A 25,140-nucleotide genomic window follows, 5' to 3' on the forward strand; every position below is an offset into this window, starting at 1 on the left:
CTCCTACCATGACGAATCCTCCAGAAGACCTACCTCGCTACCGCGTGCTCACTGGGCCCGATGACACCGCGTTCTGTCATCGGGTGAGTGAAGAGCTCGCCAAGGGGTATGTGCTCCACGCCGGGCCGACCGCGACCTTCAATGGGGAGTCGGTGATCCTCGCGCAGGCAATCGTCTGGGGCAGGTAGCGGCGTCGGGCATGACGTCCGGACCACTCCCAACTCGCGACTCGGCCAGAAGCCGTGAAAATCCGTGCACTCTGAGGTATGGCTTACAAAGCCGACCCGAAGAAGGCCGCGAACGACGAGATCAGCGGGGATCTGTGAAGTCGCACTCGATCCGGAGCGTGCCGATGGTGGTGGCCAGAGCGTCGTATTGAGTCACGAGCACGCAGAATTCGATCATCTGGCGGTCGTCGAAGTATCCGGTAAGTGCGGACCAGGTTGCATCGTCGAGGTTCTTGGTGGTGACCAGCTGGTCAACTGCGGTGAGGATGGCGCGAGGGCGCGGATCCCATCCTGCGGACTCGGGGCCTTCGAGTACCTGCTCGAGGAGTGTGGGAGTGACGCCGGCGCGTCGTCCGATGCGCACGTGGTGGTCCATCTCGTACTGGCATTCCCGCAGGTGCGCCACGCGAAGAATGACCAGTTCGGTTTCTTGCCGAGGAATTCGTCCGCCCGGCATGAGCTTGCTCGAATAGCGCAGCCATGCGCGGAAGAGACCCTTGGTGCGGCCCATCGTGCGGAATAGATGAGCGTCCGGGGCGCCGACGCCGAGCGAGATGATTCGCCACAGCAGCCAGTTGACCGGTCCGAGTTCCTTCAGACGTCCTGGTGGAATTCGTGCGGTCATGCGGCCCCCTCCCTTTCTGTCCGCCCTCGCGCGTGGAAGGTTGCGTGCGATCGTAGTCCTATCGTCCGGGTCATTCCGGTGGCCCGAAGCGCGAGCATACGCACCGAACCTGTGCCGGGCACCCGTGACGGTACGTTGATTCGATTCCTGCGTCCGGCGATGCCCCGTTCAAGCGCATCGACCGCGACCGTGATGGAGGACGTCCTGGCCAGTGCGCTGCGGTGCATCGCGCGGGTGGCGGTGCCGTCGAACTCGATCAGCGTTCGGTCTGTGTCGATCTCGCCGAGTCGGGCTATGCCCACCTTGGCGCCGAGTGGTTTCAATTCTTCCCGCAGGGCCTCGCCGAGTTCCTGGGCGCCGCCCCGCGTGGCACCGTGCACGCCGAGTAACGGAGTGAATGCGGTCGACGACGCCAGGACCAGCGCGTAACCGTTGCTGTGTCCGATGTGGCGGCCCGCGGCCCGCAGCGTGTGGTACGTGCCCATCACGTTGACCTCGACGGCGTACCGCATCACTTCGGGATCACCGTCGACGATCCCCAGCGGGGGCATGACACCCGCGTTCGCGACGACGGCATCGAGGCCACCGAGCCGGTCGGCGAGGTAGTCGAACGAATCCTCGACGGCGTGCCGATCTCGGGTGTCGCAATACTGCCACGGCGCCCGCCCGCAAACGGTGGCCGTCTGCTCGAGGAGTTCGGGTTCGAGACCGAGTAATCCGACGAGCGCCCCCCGCTCGTGAAGGCGCTTGGCGAGTCCGGCACCGATACCCCTGGCCGCGCCGGTGATCAGGATGCGGCGCCCGACCAGATTCTCTTCGAGTGTGCGTGACATGAAACAAGTTCCCAACCTGTGTTACTGGGCAGTAGCAAGACGCTAGCACTTGCTCGCCTCAGGTGAGGCAAAATTCTTGGTCCGAGTTGGACGCCGAGTTGGACGCCGAGTTGGACAAGGATCTTTCGCGGATCTTTCGGGCGTTCAATCCAGGCCGTGCGAGTGACGAAGATTCCTGCTCGGTCTCTACTTCTGTGGGTCAGGACTCCCGTCAGCGGATCAGGTAGGGGGAGACCGAACTCTGGTGCTCGCTGATGGCGAGTTGCTTACCGAGCGGGGGGAATGCGCGCTGAGGACAGTTCACTCGTTCGCACACGCGGCAGCCCGAACCGATGGGGGTGCCGGGGTTGGAGTCGTCGAGGTCAAGCCCGTCGCCGTACACGAGGCGGTGGGCGTGCCGGATCTCGCAGCCGAGTCCGATCGCGAAGATCTTGGCAGGCTGACCATAGCGCGCGGCGCGACGTTCGACGGTGCGGGCGATCCAGAGGTACCGGCGTCCGTCGGGCATCTGCGCGATCTGGTTCATGATCCTGCCCGGGTACGCGAACGTCTCGTAGACGTTCCACAGCGGGCACGTGCCACCACTGGTGGAAAAGTGGAAGCCGGTCGCAGACTGTCGTTTCGACATGTTGCCGGCCCGGTCGACGCGGACGAACATGAACGGCACGCCACGCAGTTTCGGGCGTTGCAGTGTCGAGAGGCGGTGGCAGACGGTCTCATAGCTCACCGAATAGAACGCAGACAACCGCTCGATATCGTATCGGAAGTCTTCAGCGACGTCGTGGAACTGACCATACGGAAGGACGGTAGCCGCGGCGAAGTAGTTGGCAAGACCGAGCCGGGCGAGTGCGACCGACTCGTCGCTGGTGAATCCGCCCTCCGCCACCAATTTGTCCAGCAGGTCACCGTATTCGAGGTACGCCAACTCGGTGGCGAACTTGAACACCTGCTGCCCACCCGAGAGGTGGGGCGAGATTTCCAGCAGTCGGGAGTCCGGGTCGTACCTGTGAAGGACGTTCTCGCCGAGGTCGATGCGCTTGACGATCTGCACGTCGTGCACCGTCTGCAGCCTGCGAGCGATCTCGCCAGCGACGTCTCCGCGGTGGAAACGCATCCGCGCGGTCAATTCCTCGGCGGCGGTGTCGAGTTCGTGGAGATAGTTCTGGTGCTGATAGAAGTAGTCACGAACCTCTTCGTGCGGCATCGTAATCGAACCACTGCCGCTGCCATCGCTGTAGCGGTCCTCGGTGGCCTGGGCTAATTGTGCGGTGGTATTGCGGAACCGGCGGTGCATATTGACCATTGCCTTCGCCAGGCCCGGGTGCGATGCCACCATCTCGGCGATTTCCTGCGCGTCGGCGTCGATCCCCATCTCCTGATCGAGGGCCACCTCGCGCATCTCCGCGATCAGGCGCGTGTCGTCCTGCGAAGAGAAGAATGTGGTGTCGACGCCGAACACCTCGCTGATCCGCAGCAACACCGGCACCGTCAGAGGCCGGACGTCGTGCTCGATCTGGTTGAGATAGCTCGCCGAGATCTCCAGCGTCTTCGCTAGCGCCGCCTGACTGAGACCCCGCTCGGTGCGGAGCTGACGCAACCGGGTACCGACGAAGGTCTTCGACATAGAGCAATGGTACCGGTGCAGGTCAGATGTGTGAATGAAACATTTGCAAGATTCGCTCGCGTTTGTCTGGGTAGTGCTCCAGATGGGCACTACCCGTCAGGAGGAGGCCGAGTGCTCTGGAATTGGCAGGGCCCCGTCCGGTAACGCGGTCTCCCGGCTCGGGATGGCTGACCAGGGGTGCACGTGCGGCCCGCATTGGCCACGAAGTGTGGACATCACTTCTCGGGGTCAGCGATCCAGCTCATGTCGTAGTGGGGCAGTTCGGGGACATCGCCAACGCCACGGGCATCGGCTGGCAGGACCGCAAAATTGCCCGGGATGCCGAGCGTGTCGCAGCCGGTTTCCCAGTTCGCACACCAGATTCCCAGCGCCACAGGCGCATAGAACCGCGACGTGGTGGTGGTATGGAAGTCGAACCGCACCACTTTATGTTCGCCTCCTACCAGTTCTGTCACCGCTGCGCATCGGGTGGTCTGGGCGTTGTAGGACGACGGCGACCACTGACACACCTCATAGCAGCGACCGAACGACGAAAGCGGTGCGACGTCGACCGCCAGCGGCACCTCACAGTGCGGATCGGAGAAGAAGAGCGACTTCAGCGGCAGGCGGCGATGCATGACTCGCTCCATCGCGCGGACGGACAAGGGCGTGAAGCGTGATCGGTATCCCACCGCACAGACGCAAACCACGTGATCCTTCTCGGGATCGAATCGGTTACCAAGGTGTTTGACGACGCTGCTCTGGTCGGCACCCGGGCCGATCCAGCAGGTGCCCGCTCCCATCCGGGTGGCCTGCAGCACCACCTTTTGCAGACTGCGGCCGACGTCGACAAGCGCCAGGCGGTCGTAGTCGTGTGGCGCGATCGCGACGAGGAACTCGTGTGCGCCCACTCCCGGCCAGATCGTCAGTGGAGCTGCGACGTACTCGAGTCGAATCGGGCCGGCGCCGATCAGGCGGTCGTGTCGGGTGTATTCGTTCACTGCTTGCATCAGCTCGGCTCCGTCGGTCGCGGTGAGATCGCGGCTCTGAAAGGAGTGGCAAGAGCGTCGTGCGCGTATCAAGTCGAAGGTGTCGAGGTCATCCCTGCGCTGTGGCAGCGGCTCAGTGGGCCGTACTCCCCATTTCACGGTGATGACATCGAAAATCGCGGCGGCGAGCAGCAGCAGACCGATCGCCAGAGGCAACCAGAACAGCAGCGGCTGCCAGGTTCCGATCAGCCATCCGGCAGCCGAGACAACGAGGAATACGATCGCGACGCTGGTGGTGATGAGGTATTGGAGCCAGCCCGTGAACTGTAGCCATAGCTTCAACCGCCACAACCTCGCGCGCCGCGATCTCGCGGTCGGGTACATGTCGTGGTTGCGTGGTAGTTGTTCTGGCTGAGGCATCGCCGACCTCCCGCCCGGACACCCATCTAGTGCAAGTATATACTTGCACTAGATGGGTGTCCGGTTACCATTTGATCCGGGTACGACGTTCGGAGGCACATGCCCAGATATATCGACGTCGATGGACTATTCGACACGGCAGTCGCGGTTTTCGCCGAACGCGGATACCGAGCCACCACAACCCAGGAGATCGCGAGTCGAGCCGGCGTCAACGAAGCGACGCTGTTTCGCCGATACGGCGACAAGGCCACCCTGATCAACACGGCGCTGACACAGGCTCTAGCCAAAGCGCAGTTCGCCCGATTGACCACGACCGACGACGTCACCGCAGATCTTGTCGCACTAGCTACGGCCTATGCCGACGCCAACCGCAACTACGGAGGCGCTGTCGGGACGCTGCTGGTCGAGATGCCGCGCCACGCTGAGCTACGTGCCGTCATGGCTGCGTTCATGCCGCATCTACTCAACGCGGTGCACGTGATCGCAACACACCAAGATCGAGGCGAACTCACACCCGGTGACCCGGTACAGAAGCTGATGATCCTCCTTGCGCCACTGATGGTGTTCGGCATGTTGGCGCGCAGCAGAGCCGAATTGATCGTCTCAGAGTTCGACCCCAACGCGCTTGTCGCGGCTTTCCTCGACGGCCATCGCGCCAGCTGACACAACGACATTCGACACGAAGGTGCCGTTGAGATCTGCCAAGGGCGTGGATGAACGCGGGGCCACCTGAGTCGATGAAACACAATCGCCAGGACATGCGTGAGAGCCTGCTGGCTCTGGCGATGGGAACGGGCAGGCGATGAGGGCGTTGACGGAGCCGATGTGGCCACCGGTGTGCGGGTTCGAGGGCTAGGTCCTTGATTTTTATTGCGAGTTATCACTTGCAGACATCTGGGCGAAGGCCTACCGTTGTTTTGGTATCGCCACCAAAGAAGTGGGGTGAAGGATGTCCAACCAATCCGTCAATCCGTTTTTTGAAGAGCTCTACGGCGAGGAGCAGTCACTCGACGCACTGCCGGCGTTGACGCCCTGGGACATTGGCGGTCCACAGCCGGTGGTCCAGGAGTTGGTGGCCTACGGTGCTGTGCACGGCGAGGTGCTCGACCCGGGGACCGGTCCAGGCCACCATGCGATCTACTACGCATCGAAGGGCTACTCGACCACAGGGGTCGACGCGTCGCCCGCAGCTATCGAACGGGCCAAGCACAACGCGCAAATTGCCGGGGTCGCAGTGGACTTCCAGCTTGCCGACGTGACCAAGCTCGACGGGTATGAGAATCGATTCGACACCGTCGTCGATGCTGCGTGCTATCACACCTTTCTGGACGACGAGGACACCCAGAAACTGTATGCGCAGGCCTTGCATCGAGCCACAAAGCCGGGAGCGCGGCTGTATATGTTCGAATTCGGTCGCCACAACGTCAACGGCCTACAGTTGCCGGGTCTGTCGTCCGAAAATCTCGCGCGTGTGCTTTCGGCGTCGGGCTGGCACATCGACCATCTAGGGACCACCACCTACCAAGCACGCTTCGATCCCAAGGTTTTTGCCAAGATGTCCGAGCACGGTGAGCAACAATTTGCGGCGTTGCTGGCACCTATGCCAGATCAACTCCAAGTCATAGCGCCGCTGCTGGAAAATCACCTTGTGCACTTGCCGTTTTGGGCCGTGCACGCCACCCGAATCGACTAACTGCCTGGTCCCCGTGTCAACAGTCGCCGCAATAGTGAGCAAGCTGTCGGCCCGTAGGTGACGAGATGGTTGCGCCCCGATCTCAAATACGGGTGCAAGCAGTTCGACGGACCAGGTTGATGCGGTCTTCCCTACCCGGTCGCAGATGATCAGCCGCAAGCGTGGGGGCAGGCCCTCGAACGCGGATTGTCGGATTCTCTCCGAAAGAGCGGACCGACTCCCATTCGCCCGCTTTCTGGTGGCACTTCGGTCGTGATTGCAGTCACAAGCGGTGTTGCGGCCGCCCGGGTTCGAGCCGCGGCGGCCAGATGGGCGCCTGACGAAGAGTGGGAGATATCTGCCCGCAACGGGTTTGCGTAGTTCGGGTTCATCACCTGCGCTTTCTTGCTACTGGCAAGTATCCTTCTGTCCTCGATCGAGCAGGCTTGGTGTCGATTGTTCTTAACAAGATTCGCAAACTGGTGCGAAAAGCTAGCCAAGGTTGGCATTAGCTACAGGTAGACGGCACTTTTCGGCTGTGTCATTCTCAGTGAGTACATACGAAGGGCCTGGCAAGGATGTGAAGAAGTACATCCGTACCGGACGAGCAGATCGAAGAGATGGAGTCTTGATGTCGACCACCGGCACCCCGAAGACCGCAGCCGAAATCCAGCAGGATTGGGACACCAACCCGCGTTGGAAGGGAGTTACCCGCAACTACACGGCCGACCAGGTCGTCAAGCTCCAGGGCTCAGTCGTCGAAGAGCAGACCCTTGCGCGCCGTGGTTCCGAGATCCTGTGGGATCTCGTGAACAACGAGGACTACATCAACTCGCTTGGTGCGCTCACCGGTAACCAGGCCGTCCAGCAGGTCCGCGCGGGCCTCAAGGCCATCTACCTGTCCGGTTGGCAGGTCGCCGGTGACGCGAACCTGTCCGGCCACACCTACCCGGATCAGAGCCTCTACCCGGCCAACTCGGTGCCGCTGGTGGTTCGCCGCATCAATAACGCGCTGCTGCGCGCCGACGAGATCGCCAAGGTCGAGGGCGACACCTCCGTCGAGAACTGGCTCGCCCCGATCGTCGCGGACGGCGAGGCCGGCTTCGGCGGCGCGCTCAACGTTTACGAGCTGCAGAAGGCCATGATCGCGGCCGGTGTCGCCGGTTCGCACTGGGAGGACCAGCTCGCGTCGGAGAAGAAGTGCGGCCACCTCGGTGGCAAGGTGCTCATCCCCACCCAGCAGCACATCCGCACCCTGACCTCGGCGCGTCTCGCATCCGACGTCGCCGACGTTCCGACGGTCGTCATCGCGCGCACCGACGCCGAGGCCGCGACCCTCATCACGTCCGACGTGGACGAGCGCGACCGCGAGTTCCTCGACGGCACCCGCACCGCAGAGGGCTTCTACGGCATCAAGAACGGCATCGAGCCCTGCATCGCCCGCGCCAAGGCCTACGCGCCGTACTCCGACCTCATCTGGATGGAGACCGGTGTGCCGGACCTCGAGGTCGCGAAGAAGTTCGCCGAGGCCGTCCGCAGCGAGTTCCCGGACCAGCTGCTGGCCTACAACTGCTCCCCCTCCTTCAACTGGAAGGCGCACCTGGACGACTCGACCATCGCGAAGTTCCAGAAGGAGCTCGGCGCGATGGGCTTCAAGTTCCAGTTCATCACTCTGGCCGGCTTCCACTCGCTCAACTACGGCATGTTCGACTTGGCCCACGGCTACGCCCGCGAGGGCATGACCGCCTTCGTCGACCTGCAGGAGCGCGAGTTCAAGGCTGCCGAGGAGCGCGGCTTCACCGCCATCAAGCACCAGCGTGAGGTCGGCGCCGGCTACTTCGACAGGATCGCCACGACGGTCGACCCGAACACCTCTACGGCAGCTCTCAAGGGTTCGACCGAAGAGGGTCAGTTCCACTGAGGCTTGTCCTTCCAAGCATCGACCGATCCAGGTTCCACCTGATCAACTCGACCAGGGGGACGGGCCCGTCACAGGGTCCCTTCCCCGGGCGATGACTCCACTTGACGAAAAGGAGCTGACGTGACCAGCGAAAAAATTCAGCGCGTCGGCGTTATCGGCGCCGGGATCATGGGTGCCGGAATCGCAGAGGTGTGTGCTCGCGCGCACGTCGACGTTCTGGTGTTCGAGCAGACCCGCGAACTCGCCGCGGCAGGGCGCTCTCGCATCCTGCGATCGCTCGACCGCGGTGTGAGCAGTGGCAAGATCACCGAGCGGGAGCGTGAACAGGGCGCCTGGCGGCTGCGGTTCACGTCCGATCTCGGTGATTTCGCGGACCGGCAGCTTGTGGTGGAGGCCGTCGTCGAGGACGAAAAGGTGAAGAGTGAAATCTTTTCCGAGCTCGATCAGGTCGTGACGGATCCGAACGCCGTGCTGGCATCCAACACGTCGTCGATCCCGATCATGAAGCTGGGCATCGCCACCAAGGCCCCGGAGCGGGTCATCGGCATGCACTTCTTCAACCCTGTTCCGGTTCTTCCCCTCGTTGAGTTGGTCACCACCCTCAAGACGAGCAAGTCGGTGTCGGAGCGGGCCGAGGCGTTTGCGAGCGATCTGCTGGGCAAGCAGGTCGTCCGCTCGGCCGATCGCTCGGGGTTCGTCGTCAATGCTCTGCTCGTGCCGTACCTGCTCTCCGCCATCCGCATGGTGGAGTCCGGTTTCGCCACGAAGGAAGACATCGACAAAGCCACGGTTCTCGGCCTCGCCCATCCGATGGGTCCGCTCGCGCTCACAGATCTGGTGGGCCTGGATACGGTCAAGTCCATTGCCGACTCGATGTACGAGGAGTTCAAGGAGCCGCTGTACTCGGCGCCGCCGCTCCTGCTGCGCATGGTGGAGGCAGGTCTCGTCGGCAAGAAGGCGGGTGCCGGCTTCTACGAGTACAGCGACAACGGCCGTTCCGGTAAGAAGGCAAGCTAGTAGGCGACTGTACCTGTGCGCCTTTCACGACCACTGGCGGTTGTGAGAGGCGCACACGTGCATTGAGCCCCAGCACTGTCCGCCACTAGGACTGAGCCCAGAAAGGTCGACCGCATGTCCAGCACCGCAGCATACGGATCCAGCATCCTGGGGTATCCCCGTATCGGACCTCGCCGCGAACTCAAACGTGCCCTCGAGTCCTACTGGCACGGTACGAGCACGAAGGAAGATCTCGTCGCCGTGGGCAGGGAACTTCAGGAGGAGACGTGGAGTGAACTCGCTGCGACCGGTCTGACTCAGGTCCCCGGCAACACGTTCTCCTATTACGACCACGTACTCGACAGCGCTCTACTCTTCGGTGCCGTGCCCGAGCGGTTCACTCCGATCGAGAACCAACTCGATCCACTGGACTTCTACTTCACATTGGCGCGTGGGCGGCCGGACTTCCCGCCGCTCGAGCTGGTGCGGTTCTTCGGCACCAACTATCACTACCGTCAGCCGGAACTGGACGAGAACACCGAGTTCTCGCTCCGTTCCGAGACCGTGATGGACGAGTTCGAGCGGGCGAAGGCGCGGGGGATCGAACTGCGTCCGGTCGTGCTGGGGCCCGTGTCACTGTTGCTGCTGTCGAAGGTCGGTCCGACTTCGAGGGCCGAGGGTTTCTCCACGCTCGACCTGCTGGACAAACTCCTGCCGGAGTACGAGCGGCTGTTCGAGCAACTCGCCAAGGCCGGCGCCACATGCGTCCAACTGGACGAGCCGTCGTTCACCGAGGATCGACTCCCCGAAGAATTGGCTGCATTGGCCCACGCCTACGAGACGCTCTCGCACGCGCCGCTGCGTCCGCGCATCCTGGTCGCGGGTCCGTACGGACAGCTCGGCGAGGCCCTGGCAGTTCTCGCCGCGACCAAGGTCGAAGCGTTGGGTCTGGACCTTGTCAGCCACCGGACGAGCGCCGACGAACTGGCGAAGATCCCCGGAATCAAGCGCAAGCGGATCTACGCCGGAGTCGTCGACGGTCGCAACGTGTGGCGTGTCGACCGGTTCAACACGCTGACGTACCTGAACACGCTGAAGGACGTGGTGCCGGATCTTGTGGTCTCGACGTCGACGTCGCTGCTGCACGTGCCGTACGACGTGCTCTCCGAGTACGACATCCCCGGTGACGTCGCAGACCGGTTGGCGTTCGCCAAGCAGAAGGTCGGCGAGGTGGTTTCGCTGGCCAAAGCGCTGACCGAGGGTCCGTCGGACAAGTGGCGTAAGCGTCCCACGTCGGTGCACTTCAAGCTCAAGCATGCGGTGCGTGCGCGGGTGAACGCGATCACGTCGGCCGATCGCGTCCGGGTTCCTTACCAGGAGAGGCGAGTCGCCCAGCAGGAGCGATTGAACCTGCCGCTGGTTCCGGCGACCACGCTCGGCTCGTTCCCTCAGACGGACGCGATTCGGCAGGCCCGATACGAGCTGGGTATGGGGCGTCTCGAATGGGAGGAGTACTACAAGCGGATTCAGGCGGAGATCGAGAGCACGATCCGGTTGCAGGAGGACATCGGTCTGGATGTGCTCGTACACGGTGAGCACGAACGCAATGACATGGTGCAGTACTTCGCAGAGCTTCTCGAGGGGTATGCCTTCACTCACAACGGCTGGGTGCAGGCTTATGGCTCTCGATGTACGCGCCCACCGATTCTCTACGGGGACGTGTCGCGGCCGAAGCCGATGACTGTTGAGTGGACTGCCTACGCTCAGTCGCTGACGGACCGCCCGGTCAAGGGCATGCTCACGGGCCCGGTGACGATGATTGCGCGTTCGTTCGTTCGCCAGGACCAGCCACTGTACGAGACAGCCGACCAGTTGGCGCTGGTGATTCGCGACGAGATTGCCGACTTGGAGGCTGCGGGCATCGCGATCATTCAGGTCGACGAACCGGCGATCCGGGAACTGCTGCCGCCTCGAAAGGACGGCCGCGAAGCGTATCTCGAGTGGGCGGTCGATGCGTTCCGACTGGCGACGGGCGGGGCCAAGCCGGAGACCCAGATCCACACACATCTGACGTACACGAGCCGCGCGTCGGTGGTCGACGCGATCGAACGTCTGGATGCGGATGTGACAGCGATCGTGGCGACGCGTTCGATCGGCTGGGTGCTGGGTGCGATCAAGGAGCGGGCGCTGACCCACGGTGTGGGACCGGGCGTATACGAGAGCCGCTCGGCGCGGATCCCGGATATCGACGAACTCGACGGGTTGCTCACGGAGGCCAGTGAATCGGTGTCGCTCGAGCGGCTCTGGGCCAACCCGGACGGTGGTCTGAAGACACGTCACTACTGGCAACTCGAGCCTTCCCTCCGCAATTTGGTGGCGGCTGCGAGACGTCTCCGTCGCCGTGCCGAAAAGGAAGAACTCAGGACCTGAGATCGGCCATCGTTCGCCGGCCACCGCCGTGGCGGTGGCCGGCTGACGTGGCGTCCCGACGCAGAAACCTGTACGTATATACGAATGGTTACCGCAGCCGCATACGCAGTCACGTCCAGCACAAGCCCGTTCGAGAAGACCACTATCGAACGCCGAGAACTCGGACCGCTCGACCTGCTCATCGAGATCAAGTTCGCCGGCATTTGCCACTCGGACATTCACACCGCCCACGATGAATGGGCAGGCACCCACTACCCGCTCGTCCCCGGTCATGAGATTGCCGGCGTGGTGAGCGCGGTCGGTTCCGACGTCACCCGGCATCAGGTGGGCGATCGTGTCGGGGTCGGCTGCTTCGTCGATTCCTGCGGCGAATGCGATGCGTGCCGAACCGACGACGAGCAGTACTGCTTCAACCGGGCGACCGGAACCTACAATTCCAAGGGCCGGGACGGCGAATGGACACAGGGCGGCTATTCCACGCACATCGTCACGACCGAACGATTCGTCTTGTCCATCCCGGACGGGTTGGAACTCGATGTCGCGGCGCCTCTGTTGTGTGCCGGCATCACCCTGTACTCGCCGCTCGCTCACTGGGGTGCGGGACCGGGCAAGAAGGTCGCCGTCGTTGGAATGGGCGGCCTCGGGCACGTCGGAGTGAAGATTGCGCACGCGATGGGCGCCGAGGTCACGGTGCTCAGCCGGTCGCTCGCCAAGAAGGGCGACGGATTGAAGTTCGGTGCCGACGACTACTACGCCACCTCGGATCCCGCGACGTTCGAGCAGTTACGCGGGAAGTTCGACCTGATCGTCAACACCGTCTCGGCAAATCTCGACATCGACGCCTACATCTCGATGCTCGCGATCAATGGCACTCTCGTCGAACTGGGGTTGCCGGAGAAGCCGATCGAGGTGGGCGCGTTCAGTCTCGTACGCAATCGACGAAGCCTGGCCGGTTCGTTGGTCGGCGGTATCGCCGAGACGCAGGAAATGCTTCACTTCTGTGCCGAGCACGGTATCGCCGCTGAGATCGAGGTGATTTCGGCGAGCGAGATCGACGAAGCCTATGACCGAGTGCTCGCCAGTGACGTGCGGTACCGATTCGTGATCGACATCGCGACGATCTGAGTCACTCGTCACCGAGTTGATCTCGCAGTGACGCGAGAGTCTTCGCCAGTAGTCGGGACACGTGCATCTGCGAGATGCCGACTCGGTCGGCGATCTGAGTCTGGGTCATGTTGCCGAAGAACCGGAGCATGAGGACGGTCCGCTCCCGTTCGGGCAGTGATTGGAGCAGGGGGCGCAGGGTTTCGTGGTTCTCGACGTCGTCCATCGCGGCGTCGTAGTCACCGAGCGTTTCCACCATCGCCAGTTCGCCGGACCGATCTGGAGACGTGTTGTCGACCGAGACGGTCTGGTACGCATTGCCGGCGAGCAGACCCTGCGCGACTTCCTCTTGCTCGAGGTCTAGGTGCTCAGCGAGTTCGCTGACCGTCGGCGCGTGGCCGAGGGTCTGGGACAACTCGGCTACCGCCTTGCTGAGCGCGAGATGGAGTTCCTTCATGCGGCGCGGTACCCGGACTGCCCACCCGGTGTCGCGGAAGTGCCGACGAATCTCGCCCATGATGGTGGGGACCGCGAACGACACGAAGTCGGAACCACGCTCGACATCGAATCGCTTCACCGAGTTGACCAGGCCGAGGCGCGCGACCTGGACCAGATCATCGTGCGCCTCTCCGCGACCGTCGAAGCGGCGCGCTATGTGCTCCGCCAACGGAAGGCAGCGTGTCACGATGGCATCGCGCTGCCCGGTGTAGCCTGCATCGCCATCGTTCAAGGCGGCCAGTTGTTCGAACATTGCTGTGACGTCGTGATACTCGTCCGGCCAACGGCCCGGATGCCCCCTACTGTGAGGGGACGTCACAGAATCAAGCCGTTCTTCACCTTGGTGAATTCCAGTGTGGTCGCGAAGTTCGACGTAGCGGGGTCAGGTTCCTGCTTCAGATCGACCGAATCGGTCAGCGCAGTGAGCACATGCCACGCGAACGAGCGTTCCCCGATCGAGTCGAGCGTGGTGGTGGTGCTCGAAACGGCGACTCGCAGGGTGCCGTCGAGATACTGCAAGCGGCACACCAGAACCGCATCCGGCGTCGCCCGGACGATCAACTGGGTACAGACCTCGTCCATCGCCAGTTTGATGTCAGCGATGGAGTCGAGGTCGAAGTCCTCGTGGATGGCAACGGTTGTTGCCAGGGCGCGGAGTACGGAGAGTTGGTCGGGCGTTGCTCGTACGCGCAGTTCGACGACAGGATGAGTGTGGTCCTGGTCGGGTTCGATTGTTTTGGCGATGGCCATGAGACCTCCGGGTAGGGGCAAACCAGGCTGGCGGTGGGTCGGTTCGCGGTGCGTCGGCCGCGGTCCTGCGAAGTTAGGGTAGCGATCCAACGACACTGGAGGTGGAATACCGCAGAACAGGATCGATCAAACCAGTCCGATCAGTACATTTGCCCCGATAAATGCATCTGGCCGAGTATTGTGAGGCCACGATCAGCATTCCTCGGGCCCTAGGCCGGGGTACAGCGTCTCAGGAGAGACAAGCGTTCAGGGGAGACGAGTGGGATGCCTGGCGACATTCATCCGTTCAAGTTGAACAGTGACGGCGAGTCGGCGAATCCCGGACCTGACCCTGTCACGGTGTCATTTGACATGCTGCTCGAGCTGCTCGAGACCGAGGATGAGATGAAGGTCGTGCTCGAAGCACTGTGTCGCCAGATCGTCCAAGCATTCCCGATGGCGACCGCGGCGGGGATCACGGTTCTGCGGGAGACGGGTTCCGCAACGGTGGGGACGTCAGACGAGGTCACCCGACTGGAAGAGTTGCAGTATCGCTTCGGCGAAGGGCCGTCAATCCACGCGGCGCGATCAGGCGGAGTCGTCCGGGTCGACCGCGCTGCCGTGCGCGAGCGGTGGCCGGCATACGCGTCGAGTGCCGAGCGGGCAGGTATTCACAGCCATCTGTCAGTGCCACTCCTGTCCGGCGTGGAGCAATCCGGTGCGTTGGCTTTGTACGGCGTACTCCCGCAGGCCTTCCATCGGATGGACGAGTCCGTGCTCGACCCATACCTGGAGGCGGCCGCCGTCGAGGTGCGCAAAGCGCGGCGCCACGGGGAGGCGAGAGGTTTGATCGTGCAACTGGGGATCGCCATTCGGTCGCGCGCTGCCATAGACCAGGCCAAGGGCATAGTGATGGCGCTGCATGGTCTCGATGCTGCGACCGCATTCGATGTTCTCGTTACGCATTCCCAGCACGAGAACGTCAAGTTGCACGAAGTTGCAGAACGCGTCGTGGCGGCTGTGACAAAGTTCGTACCCGTGCGTAACGGTTTGTAATCGTTCACCTGGGCAAGGAATGTGCGATATCTGTTATTTCCTTGTGACAAATTACAGCCGGGAGTAGTCTCGAACCGAGGTTGAACACACAGCCGATGTCGGAAAGCGCTGCCGTAGCAGACGGTGTCCAGGTATCCGAGTTCAAGTTCGTCTGTGGGTGCTTTGCTTTCTCACTCAATGTTCGAGATGGGGTGGGCCATGTCTGTTGTTCCGGGACTCCCAAAAACTGAACTGGTGCGTTCGGGTATGGAGTCGGGTATTGAGTATTCGTCGAGAATATCGTCCTCGATGGTCGGGTTCGCTTCGACACGCCGGACGAGCGCAGAATTCAGTTTTGAGCGAGTCGGCTCCGGGGTGATGTTGGTGGGGGTACGAGGAGAGATCGACTTGTTCAGTGCGCCGGACTTCCGTGACTACGTGTGCACTCGCACTTCACCGGAGGGGCAGTTCATACTCGACATGTCTAAGGTGGACTTCATCGGAACTGCGGGACTCGCGGTGCTTGATACCGTTCACACGAGGAACATCCGGGACGGGCGGACCTGGGCCATCATCTGTGGTCGTCCGGTGTACCGACTGCTTCGCGCGGCGGGCCAGGAAACGGTCTACCCGTGTTTCGCGTCCGTGGACAGCGCTCTTGGGGCTTGGCACGACAGAACCGCCTGATCGCACGAACCGGCGCAGTTGATGCGGTTCGGATTTTCGGCTGGGCACCGGCGGTGGTGTTGTTTCCGCTGGCCCGGATGCCTACCTGCCCGACGGTTCAGGGTACCTGACGGTTCAGTGGGCGCCGGGTCGATTCGTGCGCGGAGGCGCGGATACGCAGCGGCCGTAGGCGCGGAGAGTGTCGGTCGCGACACGGTCCCACGAGTACCGTGCACGGGCGCGATCGCAACCTGCCATGCCGTATCCCGTCCGTAGTGCGTCGTCATCGAAGATCTGCCGCAGGGCTTCGGCGAGGCGCATCGGGTTGCGAGGTGAGATCAAGCGTCCCGTGATCCCGTCGACCACCGTATCCCGCATTCCGCCGACAGCGGAGGCCACCACCGGCGTGCCGCAGGCCATCGCCTCGAGGGGGACCATGCCGAACGGTTCGTACCAGGGTGTGCAGACGACGGCGTCTGCGGAACGCAGCAGCGAGGGCATATCTTCTCTCGGGACCCGTCCGATGATCCGTACTCGGTTGCGTACCTTCGCATTACGGGCCACTTTCAACAACCTGGTCGCCTCGGAATTGTCGGCGACATCGTCCGCGGCGGGTCCGCCTGCGATGACGAGTTCGGTGTCGGGGAAGTGTGCGAGTGCCTCGATCGCGGTGTCGAATCCCTTGCTCGGTGCCAGTCGGCCGGCCATGACGAGGCGATGACGCTTGCCCTTCTCGTCGGTGCGGCCCTCGGGTGTGAACGCCGAGACGTCTACGCCGGACGGGACCACCGACGTGCGTGAGCGTGGCAGACCCAGGTGGGAGAGTTCCAAGACCTCGTCCGTACACGTGGCCACTACGCGCGTGGAACCGCGGGCAATCAACTGCTCCAATCGGATTCGATTCTTGGCGGCCGAAAACTCTGTGTCCCCGAATCGCTGCTCGACCACTCCGAGGGCATGAAACGTCTGTATGACGGGAATGCCGAGGGTGCGGGCGGCCAGTTGCGTCGCGATCCCTGACATCCAGTAGTGAGCGTGAACGATGTCGGGCCGTTCGGCCTCCCACTCGGACTTCAGGAAGCCGCCGAACTCACCCATCAGCGGCAGGGATTCCTCCTCGGACATCGGCCGCGGTGGACCGGCAGGCACGTGAACGACGGTGTACCCGCCCGGTGCCGTGACTCGCTGGGGAGCGTTCTCGCTGTCCTTCCGTGTATAGACGGTGACGTCATGACCCGCCCGCGTGAGGGCGGCAGACAGTTCGGCGAGGTGGATGTTCTGGCCCCGGATATCATCGCAGTCCGATACGTCGAGCGGACCGGCGTTGGCCGAAACCATCGAAATCCTCAGTCGGCGTGAGGTTCCGGTGTTGGCTGTTCTCGTCGGCTGATTGCCGCACACGGGAGGTCTCGGTTCGCGATGAATGGCGGTCATGTCAAGGGGATTCCCGAACTCACGATTTGTAAACCGACCGACTCGTATTCGGTCGCAAGGTGGGTGGTCCGGGGCAGTTTTTTCCTTGTCGGCACAGCGGGTCCGGCGTAGCCTCGGGACCAGGTTCCTCGAAGGTGAGGTGGATGGCATGAAACTGAATCTCTTTGCCGCATGGGTCAGCTTCGCTCTGGTGCTGGTCTCAGTGGCCGCGCTCGGCGGGTTCCTCGTTGCCGCGGGTTCAGGGAACGCGGCTTGGGCCGCGCTCGCCGGATCTGTGTGCGTCGTTGGAGTGGCTGTGGCGGTGGCGTTGTACGGCGGCACCGTGCGTCACGACCACAGACTCCATCACGAGACGCCGCATATTTTCTGACCGGGCGGGATGGCGAAGGGTGCTCTGCACGTTCTCAGGACTCTGCGAGCCGTCTTTTCTCGGTCTCGACGTCGAAGTCGGCGGTCGGCCAGTGGAGGTCGAGTTCCTCGAAGGCGGCGATCAATAACTCGGTGACCGCAATCCTGCTGTACCACTTGCGGTCGGAAGGAATCACGTACCACGGCGCGTAGTCGGTGGACGTCTTGTCGAGCACCGCTTGGTATGCCGCCTGGTACGCGGGCCACAACTTGCGCTCGGTCACGTCTGCGGGGTTGTACTTCCAGTGCTTGTCGGGGCGGTTGAGCCGCTCCTGGAGCCGCCGCCGCTGCTCGTCCATTGACACGAACATGGCCACCTTGACCACGGTCGTGCCGTTGTCGACGAGTTCCTTCTCGAACTGGTTGATCTCGTCGTAGCGTGCGCTCCACACCTTCTCGGGCACGAGGTCGTGGACTCGTACGACGAGGACGTCCTCGTAGTGGGATCGATCGAACACCCCCAGTTGCCCAGCGCGGGGGAATGCCTTGTTGATGCGCCACAGATAGTGGTGTCGCTTCTCCTCCGGTGTGGGCACACCGAACGACGCATGGTCCACGCCTCCGGGGTCGACGTGTCCAATGACGTGCCGGACCATGCCGCCCTTACCCGCGGTGTCCATGCCTTGCAGTATCAGAAGAATTGAGCGCTTGTCGCCGGACCGCCCGTTCGCGTACAGCTTCTCTTGTAGCAGGGACAGGTCCGCCCCGCGTTCTTCGAGAAGGCGCCCGCCGTCCGACTTGTCGCCGGTGAAGCCGGGGGTGCTATTTCGGTCGAGATCGGAGATTGATTGTCCGGGGCGGCTGCGCAGGATTTCGACGGCGGGTGTCTGCCAGAAGTCGCGCTTCGTGTCTGCCATGTACAAACAGTGCCACAGGAGCGTTACATGGAGGTGTGGCCAGCGTCGTACACCGGTGTCGTGTCCTGGTGATAGGGACTGGCTTCTCGGGTCTGGGTATCGCCATCCAACTCCGAAAGCGAGGTCGCGACGACTTCATCCTGCTGGAGAAGGCGCACGAGGTGGGCGGCACCTGGCGGGAGAACACGTATCCAGGTTGTGCCTGTGACGTTCCCTCCCACCTGTACTCGTTCTCGTTCGAGCCCAACCCCGGGTGGACGCAGATGTGGTCGGGCCAGAAGGAAATCTTCCACTATCTGCTCGGTCTCGTGGACAAGTACGACCTGAGACCCAATATTGATTTCGGCCAGAAGACGACCGGCGGCTACTGGGATGGCGAGGAGCAACGGTGGCACATCCGCACGGAGTCGGGGGATGAGTTCGTAACGCAATTCGTTGTCTCCGGGATCGGGGCCCTCCACATTCCGAACTTCCCCGACCTACCGGGGAGAGACACGTTCGAGGGTGCCGCGTTCCACTCCGCGCAGTGGGACCACGACTACGATCTGAGAGACAAGCGGGTCGCCGTGATCGGCACAGGCGCCAGCGCCATCCAATTCGTCCCCGAGATCCTGGGCGAGGTGGCCGAGTTGCAGATCTATCAACGGACGCCGGCCTGGGTGACACCCCGCATGAACTTCGACATTCCGGCCGGCGCTCGGCGGTTGTTCGGCCGGGTTCCTCTAGCCCGCCGCATGTTCCGCGCCGCCGTGTATTGGATACATGAGTCGGTTGTGCTCGGGTTCAACGGGCACCCGCGCCTCATACGGCCGATCGAGGACGTTGCGAAGTGGAATCTCGACAAGTCGATCACCGATCCCGACATGCGCCGAAAGCTCACGCCGTCGTACAGCATCGGCTGCAAACGCATCCTCGGCTCGGACGACTATTACCCGGCGCTGAACTCACCGAAGACCCAGGTGATCACAGAGGGGATTGCAGAGATCCGGCCGGATGGAATCATCGCGGGAGACGGGACCGAACGCGAGGTCGACGCGATCATCTATGCCACCGGATTTCATGTCACCGATGGTTTCGAGAGTATCGACTTCACCGGGATTGACGGGCGACACCTGGCTGGCGAATGGGCTGAGGACGGGATCCAGACCCACCTCGGTATCACCGTGGCGGGCTATCCCAACGCGTTCTTCCTCCTCGGCCCCAACACCGGTCTTGGTCACAATTCGGTTGTGTTCATGATCGAGTCGCAGATCCGTTATGTGCTCGAGTTGATGGACGAGATCGACCGGCGTGGCGCCGCCTCGGCGGTGGTCCGACCGAGCGCGCAGCACGAATTCAACAGTGAGATTCAACGGAGGCTGGCGAGAGGTGTGTGGTCCAACGGTGGGTGCGTTAGTTGGTATCTCGATTCGTCTGGCGTGAACCGGACGATCTGGCCGGGTTCGACCGTGCGCTATTGGCGTGCGACGCGGTCGGTCGATCTGGGGGACTTCGAGTTCAGCCCCGGCTGAAGCGTGAGGCGTCACTCCGCTGCCGGAGTGGATGGGTGCCACTACTCGCTCTCGGTCGGTAGTAGAGGGTGAGGGATCGAATTGAAACGCGCGGGCGATCCGCTGACCTCTGCGATTCCTGCGAGGCCGCCCCAAGTCATCATCGTGAGGTAGTTGATCAGCGCCTCGACCGACATGGACCGGTTGGAGATCCACCAGTGCGTGGCCAGTTGAACGCCGCCGACGATCGCGTAGGCCCACGAAACGACACCGCCGGAGTCCATCTCCAATTCGCGCAGTCGCTCGCCCAGGACCGTGGCGAGGACGTCGGCGATCAGTCGTTCTGAGTCGGCCACAGCGTGGCGACCGGACCCCGAGTCGTTGGCCATGATGTAGAGGTAGACGTCGGGATCCGACGCTACCGTTTCGACGTACGCGGTGATAGTGGCGCGGGTCAACTCGAAGTCGTCGAGGTTTTCGCCTATGGCCTCGTAGATCTTCGGCGCGAGCGTGGTCTCGACGTAACGCGCCATGGTCGCGTTCGTCAGGTCGCTCTTGTCTGCGAAGTAGCGATAGAGCACGGTCTTGGAGATACCGATCTCGGACGCGATCTCGTCCATGCCGATATCCCGTCCGCGCAGGCGGATGGCGGCGATCGTCCCGTCGACGAGTTCTTGTCGTCGCGCGATCTTGTGCTCGCGCCAGCGGCGCTTGCGCCCATCGGGTTTTGTTGCTTTGTCCAGCTTCGTCTTAGACTCGGTCACCTGTTCGGGATCTCTCACGTAGTCGTTCGCCACTATGTCTCGCCGCATCCGGTGTCTCGTCGCATCCGGTGTCTCGCCGCATCCGGTGTCTCGTCACAACCGTTTCGTATCGCAATCTGCGATCAGCCTAGTGCGCGCAGGTTCTCGCGTCGCTGAACGCGGCCCTGTATGGGTATGTCCTGCCGTCTTGCTGCCGCACTTGGGCACAATGGCGTTTGTGGACCAATTGAGCCTCAGCACCTTCGACGACGATGTGAAGCGTCGCGACCTTCGCAAGATGAAGGCTGTGGCGACGGGTTTCCTCGTCTTCGCGACCGTCGTGTACCTGGTCTGCCGGTGGCAGGAATCCCGGGGGGCGGGGGAGTGGGTCGGCTACGTGCGGGCTGCGTCAGAGGCAGGCATGGTCGGTGCGCTGGCCGACTGGTTCGCGGTTACAGCCCTCTTCCGACATCCGCTCGGATTGCCGATTCCGCACACCGCGATCATCAAGCGCAAGAAGGATCAACTCGGTGCGAGTCTGAGCAGTTTCGTCGGCCAGAACTTCCTCGCACCCGAGGTGGTCTCCGCCAAGGTGCAGGCGGCCGACATCCCGTTGCGGCTGGGTACTTGGATGGCGGAGCCGAAACACGCCGAACGAGTCGCGGCCGAGACGGCCACGATTCTGCGTGGATTTGTCGAGGTCCTGCGCGACGAGGACGTTCAGCAGATCATTGACAGCACCCTCGTGCGCAGGCTGGCCGAACCCCGTTGGGGGCCGCCGATCGGGCGCGTTCTCGGCGAACTTCTCCGCGAGAATCGGCAACTCCCGATTCTGGATCTGCTCGCCGAGCGCGCGCACCAGTGGGCACTTGGAAGCCAGGAGACCATCGATCGGGTCATCAGCCGCGATTCACCCGCGTGGTCGCCCAAGTTCGTGGACGAAATGCTCGGCGAGAAGATCCACAGGGAGTTGGTCGAATTTACCTGGAAGGTGCGATCGAACCCGGAGCACGAAGTGCGGCAGGCGGCCAATCGCTTCCTCATCGACTTCGCCGACGATCTGCAGAACGATCCCGCGACCATCGAGAAGGCCGAGAAGATCAAGGCCGAGATCATGGGACGCGAAGAGGTGACCGGATTAGCCGCGGCGACCTGGAAAGTTGCGAAACGCCTGGTCATGGATTCCGTCGACGACCCGCACAGCACACTGCGCACCAAGGTCGCGGAAAACGTCGTGGGGTTCGGTGAGCGGTTGCGCGACGAGGACGCCCTGAGGGCCAAGATCGACGGTTGGGTGCTGGCGGGCACGCGGTACGTCGTCGACCACTACACGGACGAGATCACCGGGATCATCTCGGACACCGTGGAGCGCTGGGACGCAGAGGAGGCGTCGGCGAAGATCGAACTCCAGGTGGGGCGCGATCTGCAGTTCATTCGCATCAACGGCACGGTGGTCGGTGCGACCGCAGGACTCGCCATCTACACGGTCTCGACGCTGATGTTCGGCTGAACGACCGGTAGTACGCGGGCGCCGGCACGTGGGTGCTAGCAGAGTGCTTGCAATTGCTAGCACTCTGGTTTAGGCTTCATCATGCTCAGCAATTCGGAGGACTGATGGCAGGCGACGAGGATCGCGAAGCAACCGGGGCGGGAGATCTGGCGGCTCGCGTAGTCAGCAACGCCGCTCACGACATCGGCGGGTTCATTCGTGCGCAGCGCGAAGCAGCCCACGTGTCGATGCGACAGTTGGCGCAGCTAGCCGGTGTCAGCAATCCGTATCTGAGTCAGATCGAGCGGGGGTTGCGCAAGCCCTCGGCGGAGGTGCTTGGGCAGATAGCGAAGGGTCTCCGGGTTTCATCGGAGGTCCTGTACGTCCAGGCTGGATACCTCGAGCAACGGCCACACGGTCCCGTCCGCGATGCCCTGCTCGCCGATGCGGCACTCACCGAGCGACAGAAGCAGATGCTGCTCGAAATCTACGAAACGTTCTGCCGTGAGAACGACTCGGCGGAAACTACCGGCCCCCAGACATCCGGGCTACGGACAGAAGACCGGACGTCCGAGCCTCGAACAGAAAAACACCAGCGTTCTGATTTCCAGACGCCGGAACCAGAATCACACACCGTTGAACAGGAGAAAGCCGATGACTGACCTGAAGAGCATCGATAACGTCAAGACTTCGCTGTATGTAGCGGTAGGCGCAGGAGATGTCATGGTGCAGGCCGTGGGCGACGTTGTCGCCCAGGTTCGCTCGCGCGCCGAGACCACCCAGGGCGATGTCGAAGAGCGCGTCGACGGTGCCCGCGAGCGCTTCGTCGGGCTGCAGGGAGAGGTCACAGAGGGTGTCGAGAACCTCCGCGATCGTCTCGCAGGGCTGCCCTCCGAGCTGCCAGAAGAGCTTGCCGAGCTGCGTGAAAAGTTCACCGCCGAGGAACTGCGCAAGGTCGCCGAGGCGTACCTCAAGGTCGCATCCGACCTGTACTCCTCTCTTGCGGAGCGTGGCGAAGAAACCGTCGAGCGTATCCGCAAGCAGCCGGCCGTCGAGGAAGGCATCGTCAGGGCTGAGACTGCTTTCGGTGACGCCGTCGAGCTGACTGAGGAGGCTCTCGGCACCGTGGCACGTCAGACCCGCGCTGTGGGCGAGCAGGCTGCCAAGCTCGCGGGCCTCGCTTCGGGCCGTATCTCCGACACCGCCGAGGGCCTCGGCGAGGTCATTGCCGACGCCGGCGACGAGGCTGCGCTGAAGGTTCTCGACCTCGGCGACCAGGTCGAGGAAGCGTCGAAGGACGCCGCCGATCGCGTCACCGCCACCGCGGATGACGTCCAGGCCCGCGCCGGACAGGCGGCCCCGACCAAGGCTGCCGCTCCCGCGCAGAAGGCCGCGCCTGCCAAGGCTCCTGCCGCTGCCGCCGCTCAGGCCAAGAAGGCTGCTCCGGCGAAGGCTGCGGGCGCTCCGGCCAAGAAGGCTGCTCCGGCCAAGAAGGCTTGATCCTCGACGCCTTTCGGCCCCCGCGTGTATAGCGTGGGGGCCGTTGCGCATCGACCTCGTAGTATGAGGGTGTGATTCAAGTTGACGGCATCATGTCTGTGATCTTCCTGGCGATTAAGGTCGTCGCGTTGGGTGGTGCGGCCTTCGCGCTATTTCACGCGGCGCGGCAGCGAAAAGACGCGTTCACGGCCGTGGACAAGCTGACCAAACCCATCTGGCTGGGCATCCTCGTCGCAGCGTTCCTCGCCCTTCTGCTGTTTACCCCAGTGGGATTGCTGGGCATCATTGCAGTGGTCGCCGTGTGTGTCTATCTGGTGGACGTGCGTCCGCGCGTTGACGACGTGCAGCGCGGCCCGCGCCGGTAGGACTTGCAGCGGGCCGGTTCAGAGCAAAAAACCGACCGAGCGTGCAGGAAGAAAAGGCGGGGTGGGAATGTCCGGCGGTTCGCGGATCACCAGACTTCAGGCGCTCGTCGGAGTTGCAGCAGTGGCCGCGGTAATCGTCGCCGCTGCCGCGGCGACCCGTCACAGGCGCACGACCCGCGGGTCGATGTCGCCGCCCGTGGCCTCCCCGAACGAATTGCTGCGCACTCCGAGCCTGCAACCTGATGTGACGGAGATCCTGACCGACGACGGAGCCGCGCTGTGCGTCCGCGCCTACGGGCCGGTGGACGGCGAACCCATTGTGCTCAGCCATGGTTGGGCCTGTTCCTCCGAGTACTGGTATCCGCAGGTGAACGCCCTGGCGGGGAAGTACCGCGTGATCACATACGACCAGCGGGGACACGGCCGCAGCACGGTCGGCTCGCTCGCTTTCGGCCCGGACGTTCTCGCGGACGACCTGTCCGCGGTGTTGAAAGCGACGGTGCACGAACACAACAAGGCTGTGATCGTCGGTCACAGCATGGGCGGCATGAGTATCATGGCCTGGGCGGATCGGCACCCCGACCAGGTGAACAAGTACGCCTCGGCGGTGCTGCTCGCCAGCACCGCGTGCGATCGGCTCGTCGCCGATACCAATGTGATCCCTCTCCCGAACGGCTTCCCGCGGGTGCCGGTCCAGGTCGGCCGGGCGGTCATGAGCACACCGGTGCCGCTCGTCCCCTCCCCGGCGATGACCCGCGCGATCCAGTACACGGCGATGTCACCGAACGCTACGCGCGCCGAAGTTCAGTTCTGCGAGAACATTGTCAGGGACTGTGACCCACGGATTCGCGGCGGCTGGGGTGAGGCGCTGAGCGGTTTGGACATTCATGGGGCGCTGGAGAACCTCGACGTGCCCACCACAGTGCTCGTCGGATCCGCGGACCGGTTGACCCCACCGGTCCACTCCCACAGGCTCGCTTGCATGTTGAACGGCGCCGGAAACCTCGAGCGCCTGGTCGTCCTCCCTGGCGTCGGACACATGAGTTCCGTCGAGAACATCGAGGAGTTCAACAAGGAGATCGTGCGCCTGCGGAACCTGTAGCACC

The 25,140-nt window shown here is 63.0% G+C and carries 25 protein-coding genes; 16 read left to right on the plus strand and 9 right to left on the minus strand.

Annotated elements, in window-relative coordinates; all coding sequences use genetic code 11:
• Positions 1 to 8 precede the first annotated feature (8 nt).
• Positions 9 to 188 (plus strand): DUF1737 domain-containing protein, encoded by a 180-nt coding sequence (locus RM2_RS16705; protein WP_072690677.1) that lies wholly within the window; start codon positions 9 to 11, stop codon positions 186 to 188.
• A gap of 121 nt (positions 189 to 309) precedes the next feature.
• Here the strand turns inward: RM2_RS16705 and RM2_RS16710 are convergent, their stop codons facing one another.
• From RM2_RS16710 to RM2_RS16725, 4 genes are all read right to left on the minus strand, one after another.
• The gene (locus RM2_RS16710; RefSeq protein WP_072690678.1) at positions 310 to 852 is read right to left on the minus strand and encodes a carboxymuconolactone decarboxylase family protein; all 543 of its coding nucleotides are present in this window, start codon (positions 850 to 852) and stop codon (positions 310 to 312) included.
• On the minus strand, positions 849 to 1,685 hold the full coding sequence (locus tag RM2_RS16715) for an SDR family NAD(P)-dependent oxidoreductase (protein ID WP_072690679.1): 837 nt from the start codon (positions 1,683 to 1,685) through the stop codon (positions 849 to 851). Before RM2_RS16715 ends, RM2_RS16710 begins: the two co-directional genes overlap by 4 nt.
• Before the next feature lie 211 nt (positions 1,686 to 1,896).
• Positions 1,897 to 3,309: an acetate metabolism transcriptional regulator RamB gene (ramB, locus tag RM2_RS16720; RefSeq protein ID WP_072690680.1), complete on the minus strand. Its 1,413-nt coding sequence runs from the start codon at positions 3,307 to 3,309 to the stop codon at positions 1,897 to 1,899.
• Positions 3,310 to 3,524: 215 nt separating this feature from the next.
• A complete protein-coding gene (locus RM2_RS16725; protein WP_245814007.1) occupies positions 3,525 to 4,619 on the minus strand; it encodes a nitroreductase family protein in 1,095 nt (364 codons plus the stop codon).
• A gap of 177 nt (positions 4,620 to 4,796) precedes the next feature.
• On the opposite strand from RM2_RS16725, the gene RM2_RS16730 reads away from it, so the two are divergent.
• The 6 genes from RM2_RS16730 (at position 4,797) to RM2_RS16755 (ending at position 12,841) form a co-directional block, all read left to right on the plus strand.
• A complete protein-coding gene (locus RM2_RS16730; protein WP_072690682.1) occupies positions 4,797 to 5,360 on the plus strand; it encodes a TetR/AcrR family transcriptional regulator in 564 nt (187 codons plus the stop codon).
• Between the two features lie 286 nt (positions 5,361 to 5,646).
• Entirely contained in the window at positions 5,647 to 6,390 is a 744-nt protein-coding gene (locus RM2_RS16735; RefSeq protein WP_072690683.1) for a class I SAM-dependent methyltransferase, read from the plus strand.
• 610 nt (positions 6,391 to 7,000) lie between these two features.
• On the plus strand, positions 7,001 to 8,290 hold the full coding sequence (gene aceA / locus RM2_RS16740; RefSeq protein WP_072690684.1) for an isocitrate lyase: 1,290 nt from the start codon (positions 7,001 to 7,003) through the stop codon (positions 8,288 to 8,290).
• A 120-nt stretch (positions 8,291 to 8,410) separates the two neighbouring features.
• Positions 8,411 to 9,307, plus strand: a complete 897-nt coding sequence (locus RM2_RS16745) for a 3-hydroxybutyryl-CoA dehydrogenase (protein WP_072690685.1) — start codon at positions 8,411 to 8,413, stop codon at positions 9,305 to 9,307.
• Positions 9,308 to 9,421: 114 nt separating this feature from the next.
• Positions 9,422 to 11,716, plus strand: coding sequence for a 5-methyltetrahydropteroyltriglutamate--homocysteine S-methyltransferase (gene metE, locus RM2_RS16750; RefSeq protein WP_072690686.1), 2,295 nt, complete (start codon positions 9,422 to 9,424; stop codon positions 11,714 to 11,716).
• Between the two features lie 84 nt (positions 11,717 to 11,800).
• Positions 11,801 to 12,841 carry an NAD(P)-dependent alcohol dehydrogenase gene (locus RM2_RS16755; RefSeq protein WP_072690687.1) on the plus strand — a complete coding sequence of 347 codons (1,041 nt, stop codon included), beginning with the start codon at positions 11,801 to 11,803 and terminating at the stop codon, positions 12,839 to 12,841.
• Position 12,842: 1 nt separating this feature from the next.
• Here the strand turns inward: RM2_RS16755 and RM2_RS16760 are convergent, their stop codons facing one another.
• Positions 12,843 to 13,637, minus strand: coding sequence for an RNA polymerase sigma factor SigF (locus RM2_RS16760; protein ID WP_072690688.1), 795 nt, complete (start codon positions 13,635 to 13,637; stop codon positions 12,843 to 12,845).
• A complete protein-coding gene (locus tag RM2_RS16765; RefSeq protein ID WP_072690689.1) occupies positions 13,634 to 14,068 on the minus strand; it encodes an ATP-binding protein in 435 nt (144 codons plus the stop codon). Before RM2_RS16765 ends, RM2_RS16760 begins: the two co-directional genes overlap by 4 nt.
• Positions 14,069 to 14,332: 264 nt before the next feature.
• Between RM2_RS16765 and RM2_RS16770 the strand changes: the two genes are divergently transcribed.
• Both RM2_RS16770 and RM2_RS16775 read left to right on the plus strand, forming a co-directional pair.
• Positions 14,333 to 15,103: a GAF and ANTAR domain-containing protein gene (locus RM2_RS16770; protein WP_072690690.1), complete on the plus strand. Its 771-nt coding sequence runs from the start codon at positions 14,333 to 14,335 to the stop codon at positions 15,101 to 15,103.
• Positions 15,104 to 15,460: 357 nt separating this feature from the next.
• Positions 15,461 to 15,769 (plus strand): STAS domain-containing protein, encoded by a 309-nt coding sequence (locus RM2_RS16775; RefSeq protein ID WP_072690733.1) that lies wholly within the window; start codon positions 15,461 to 15,463, stop codon positions 15,767 to 15,769.
• 114 nt (positions 15,770 to 15,883) lie between these two features.
• On the opposite strand, the gene RM2_RS16780 is transcribed toward RM2_RS16775, so the two are convergent.
• On the minus strand, positions 15,884 to 17,098 hold the full coding sequence (locus RM2_RS16780) for a glycosyltransferase (protein ID WP_072690734.1): 1,215 nt from the start codon (positions 17,096 to 17,098) through the stop codon (positions 15,884 to 15,886).
• 232 nt (positions 17,099 to 17,330) lie between these two features.
• On the opposite strand from RM2_RS16780, the gene RM2_RS16785 reads away from it, so the two are divergent.
• On the plus strand, positions 17,331 to 17,552 hold the full coding sequence (locus RM2_RS16785; protein WP_072690691.1) for a hypothetical protein: 222 nt from the start codon (positions 17,331 to 17,333) through the stop codon (positions 17,550 to 17,552).
• Positions 17,553 to 17,586: 34 nt separating this feature from the next.
• Here RM2_RS16785 and RM2_RS16790 read toward each other — a convergent pair whose 3' ends face one another.
• Positions 17,587 to 18,447: a polyphosphate kinase 2 family protein gene (locus RM2_RS16790; RefSeq protein ID WP_072690692.1), complete on the minus strand. Its 861-nt coding sequence runs from the start codon at positions 18,445 to 18,447 to the stop codon at positions 17,587 to 17,589.
• Positions 18,448 to 18,482: 35 nt separating this feature from the next.
• Here RM2_RS16790 and RM2_RS16795 point away from each other — a divergent pair, with 35 nt between their 5' ends.
• Positions 18,483 to 19,958: a flavin-containing monooxygenase gene (locus tag RM2_RS16795; protein WP_072690693.1), complete on the plus strand. Its 1,476-nt coding sequence runs from the start codon at positions 18,483 to 18,485 to the stop codon at positions 19,956 to 19,958.
• Between the two features lie 41 nt (positions 19,959 to 19,999).
• Here the strand turns inward: RM2_RS16795 and RM2_RS16800 are convergent, their stop codons facing one another.
• A complete protein-coding gene (locus tag RM2_RS16800) occupies positions 20,000 to 20,734 on the minus strand; it encodes a TetR/AcrR family transcriptional regulator (RefSeq protein ID WP_245814012.1) in 735 nt (244 codons plus the stop codon).
• Positions 20,735 to 20,918: 184 nt separating this feature from the next.
• Between RM2_RS16800 and RM2_RS16805 the strand changes: the two genes are divergently transcribed.
• The 5 genes from RM2_RS16805 to RM2_RS16825 all read left to right on the plus strand — a co-directional run bounded on the left by RM2_RS16805 (position 20,919) and on the right by RM2_RS16825 (position 25,136).
• The gene (locus RM2_RS16805; protein WP_139277803.1) at positions 20,919 to 22,190 is read left to right on the plus strand and encodes a DUF445 domain-containing protein; all 1,272 of its coding nucleotides are present in this window, start codon (positions 20,919 to 20,921) and stop codon (positions 22,188 to 22,190) included.
• Between the two features lie 104 nt (positions 22,191 to 22,294).
• Positions 22,295 to 22,831, plus strand: a complete 537-nt coding sequence (locus RM2_RS16810; RefSeq protein WP_072690696.1) for a helix-turn-helix domain-containing protein — start codon at positions 22,295 to 22,297, stop codon at positions 22,829 to 22,831.
• The gene (tadA, locus tag RM2_RS16815; protein WP_072690697.1) at positions 22,824 to 23,669 is read left to right on the plus strand and encodes a major lipid droplet protein TadA; all 846 of its coding nucleotides are present in this window, start codon (positions 22,824 to 22,826) and stop codon (positions 23,667 to 23,669) included. Before RM2_RS16810 ends, tadA begins: the two co-directional genes overlap by 8 nt.
• A 71-nt stretch (positions 23,670 to 23,740) precedes the next feature.
• Positions 23,741 to 24,034 carry a DUF2516 family protein gene (locus tag RM2_RS16820; RefSeq protein WP_084721847.1) on the plus strand — a complete coding sequence of 98 codons (294 nt, stop codon included), beginning with the start codon at positions 23,741 to 23,743 and terminating at the stop codon, positions 24,032 to 24,034.
• Between the two features lie 67 nt (positions 24,035 to 24,101).
• Entirely contained in the window at positions 24,102 to 25,136 is a 1,035-nt protein-coding gene (locus RM2_RS16825) for an alpha/beta fold hydrolase (RefSeq protein WP_072690736.1), read from the plus strand.
• Positions 25,137 to 25,140 lie beyond the last annotated feature (4 nt).

The organism is Rhodococcus marinonascens NBRC 14363 (assembly GCF_001894885.1).
GTDB classification, from domain to species: Bacteria; Actinomycetota; Actinomycetes; order Mycobacteriales; family Mycobacteriaceae; genus Rhodococcus_F; species Rhodococcus_F marinonascens.

What these genes read in the sequence shown, in the direction of transcription:
- RM2_RS16765 (WP_072690689.1), bottom strand. Translation starts at nt 14,068, where the DNA reads ATGGCCATCGCCAAAACAATCGAACCCGACCAGGACCACACTCATCCT.
- RM2_RS16755 (WP_072690687.1), top strand. Translation starts at nt 11,801, where the DNA reads ATGGTTACCGCAGCCGCATACGCAGTCACGTCCAGCACAAGCCCGTTC.
- metE (WP_072690686.1), top strand. Translation starts at nt 9,422, where the DNA reads ATGTCCAGCACCGCAGCATACGGATCCAGCATCCTGGGGTATCCCCGT.
- RM2_RS16770 (WP_072690690.1), top strand. Translation starts at nt 14,333, where the DNA reads ATGCCTGGCGACATTCATCCGTTCAAGTTGAACAGTGACGGCGAGTCG.
- ramB (WP_072690680.1), bottom strand. Translation starts at nt 3,309, where the DNA reads ATGTCGAAGACCTTCGTCGGTACCCGGTTGCGTCAGCTCCGCACCGAG.
- RM2_RS16715 (WP_072690679.1), bottom strand. Translation starts at nt 1,685, where the DNA reads ATGTCACGCACACTCGAAGAGAATCTGGTCGGGCGCCGCATCCTGATC.
- RM2_RS16785 (WP_072690691.1), top strand. Translation starts at nt 17,331, where the DNA reads ATGAAACTGAATCTCTTTGCCGCATGGGTCAGCTTCGCTCTGGTGCTG.
- aceA (WP_072690684.1), top strand. Translation starts at nt 7,001, where the DNA reads ATGTCGACCACCGGCACCCCGAAGACCGCAGCCGAAATCCAGCAGGAT.
- RM2_RS16735 (WP_072690683.1), top strand. Translation starts at nt 5,647, where the DNA reads ATGTCCAACCAATCCGTCAATCCGTTTTTTGAAGAGCTCTACGGCGAG.
- RM2_RS16810 (WP_072690696.1), top strand. Translation starts at nt 22,295, where the DNA reads ATGGCAGGCGACGAGGATCGCGAAGCAACCGGGGCGGGAGATCTGGCG.
- RM2_RS16730 (WP_072690682.1), top strand. Translation starts at nt 4,797, where the DNA reads ATGCCCAGATATATCGACGTCGATGGACTATTCGACACGGCAGTCGCG.
- RM2_RS16710 (WP_072690678.1), bottom strand. Translation starts at nt 852, where the DNA reads ATGACCGCACGAATTCCACCAGGACGTCTGAAGGAACTCGGACCGGTC.
- RM2_RS16790 (WP_072690692.1), bottom strand. Translation starts at nt 18,447, where the DNA reads ATGGCAGACACGAAGCGCGACTTCTGGCAGACACCCGCCGTCGAAATC.
- RM2_RS16775 (WP_072690733.1), top strand. Translation starts at nt 15,461, where the DNA reads ATGTTGGTGGGGGTACGAGGAGAGATCGACTTGTTCAGTGCGCCGGAC.
- RM2_RS16705 (WP_072690677.1), top strand. Translation starts at nt 9, where the DNA reads ATGACGAATCCTCCAGAAGACCTACCTCGCTACCGCGTGCTCACTGGG.
- RM2_RS16825 (WP_072690736.1), top strand. Translation starts at nt 24,102, where the DNA reads ATGTCCGGCGGTTCGCGGATCACCAGACTTCAGGCGCTCGTCGGAGTT.
- tadA (WP_072690697.1), top strand. Translation starts at nt 22,824, where the DNA reads ATGACTGACCTGAAGAGCATCGATAACGTCAAGACTTCGCTGTATGTA.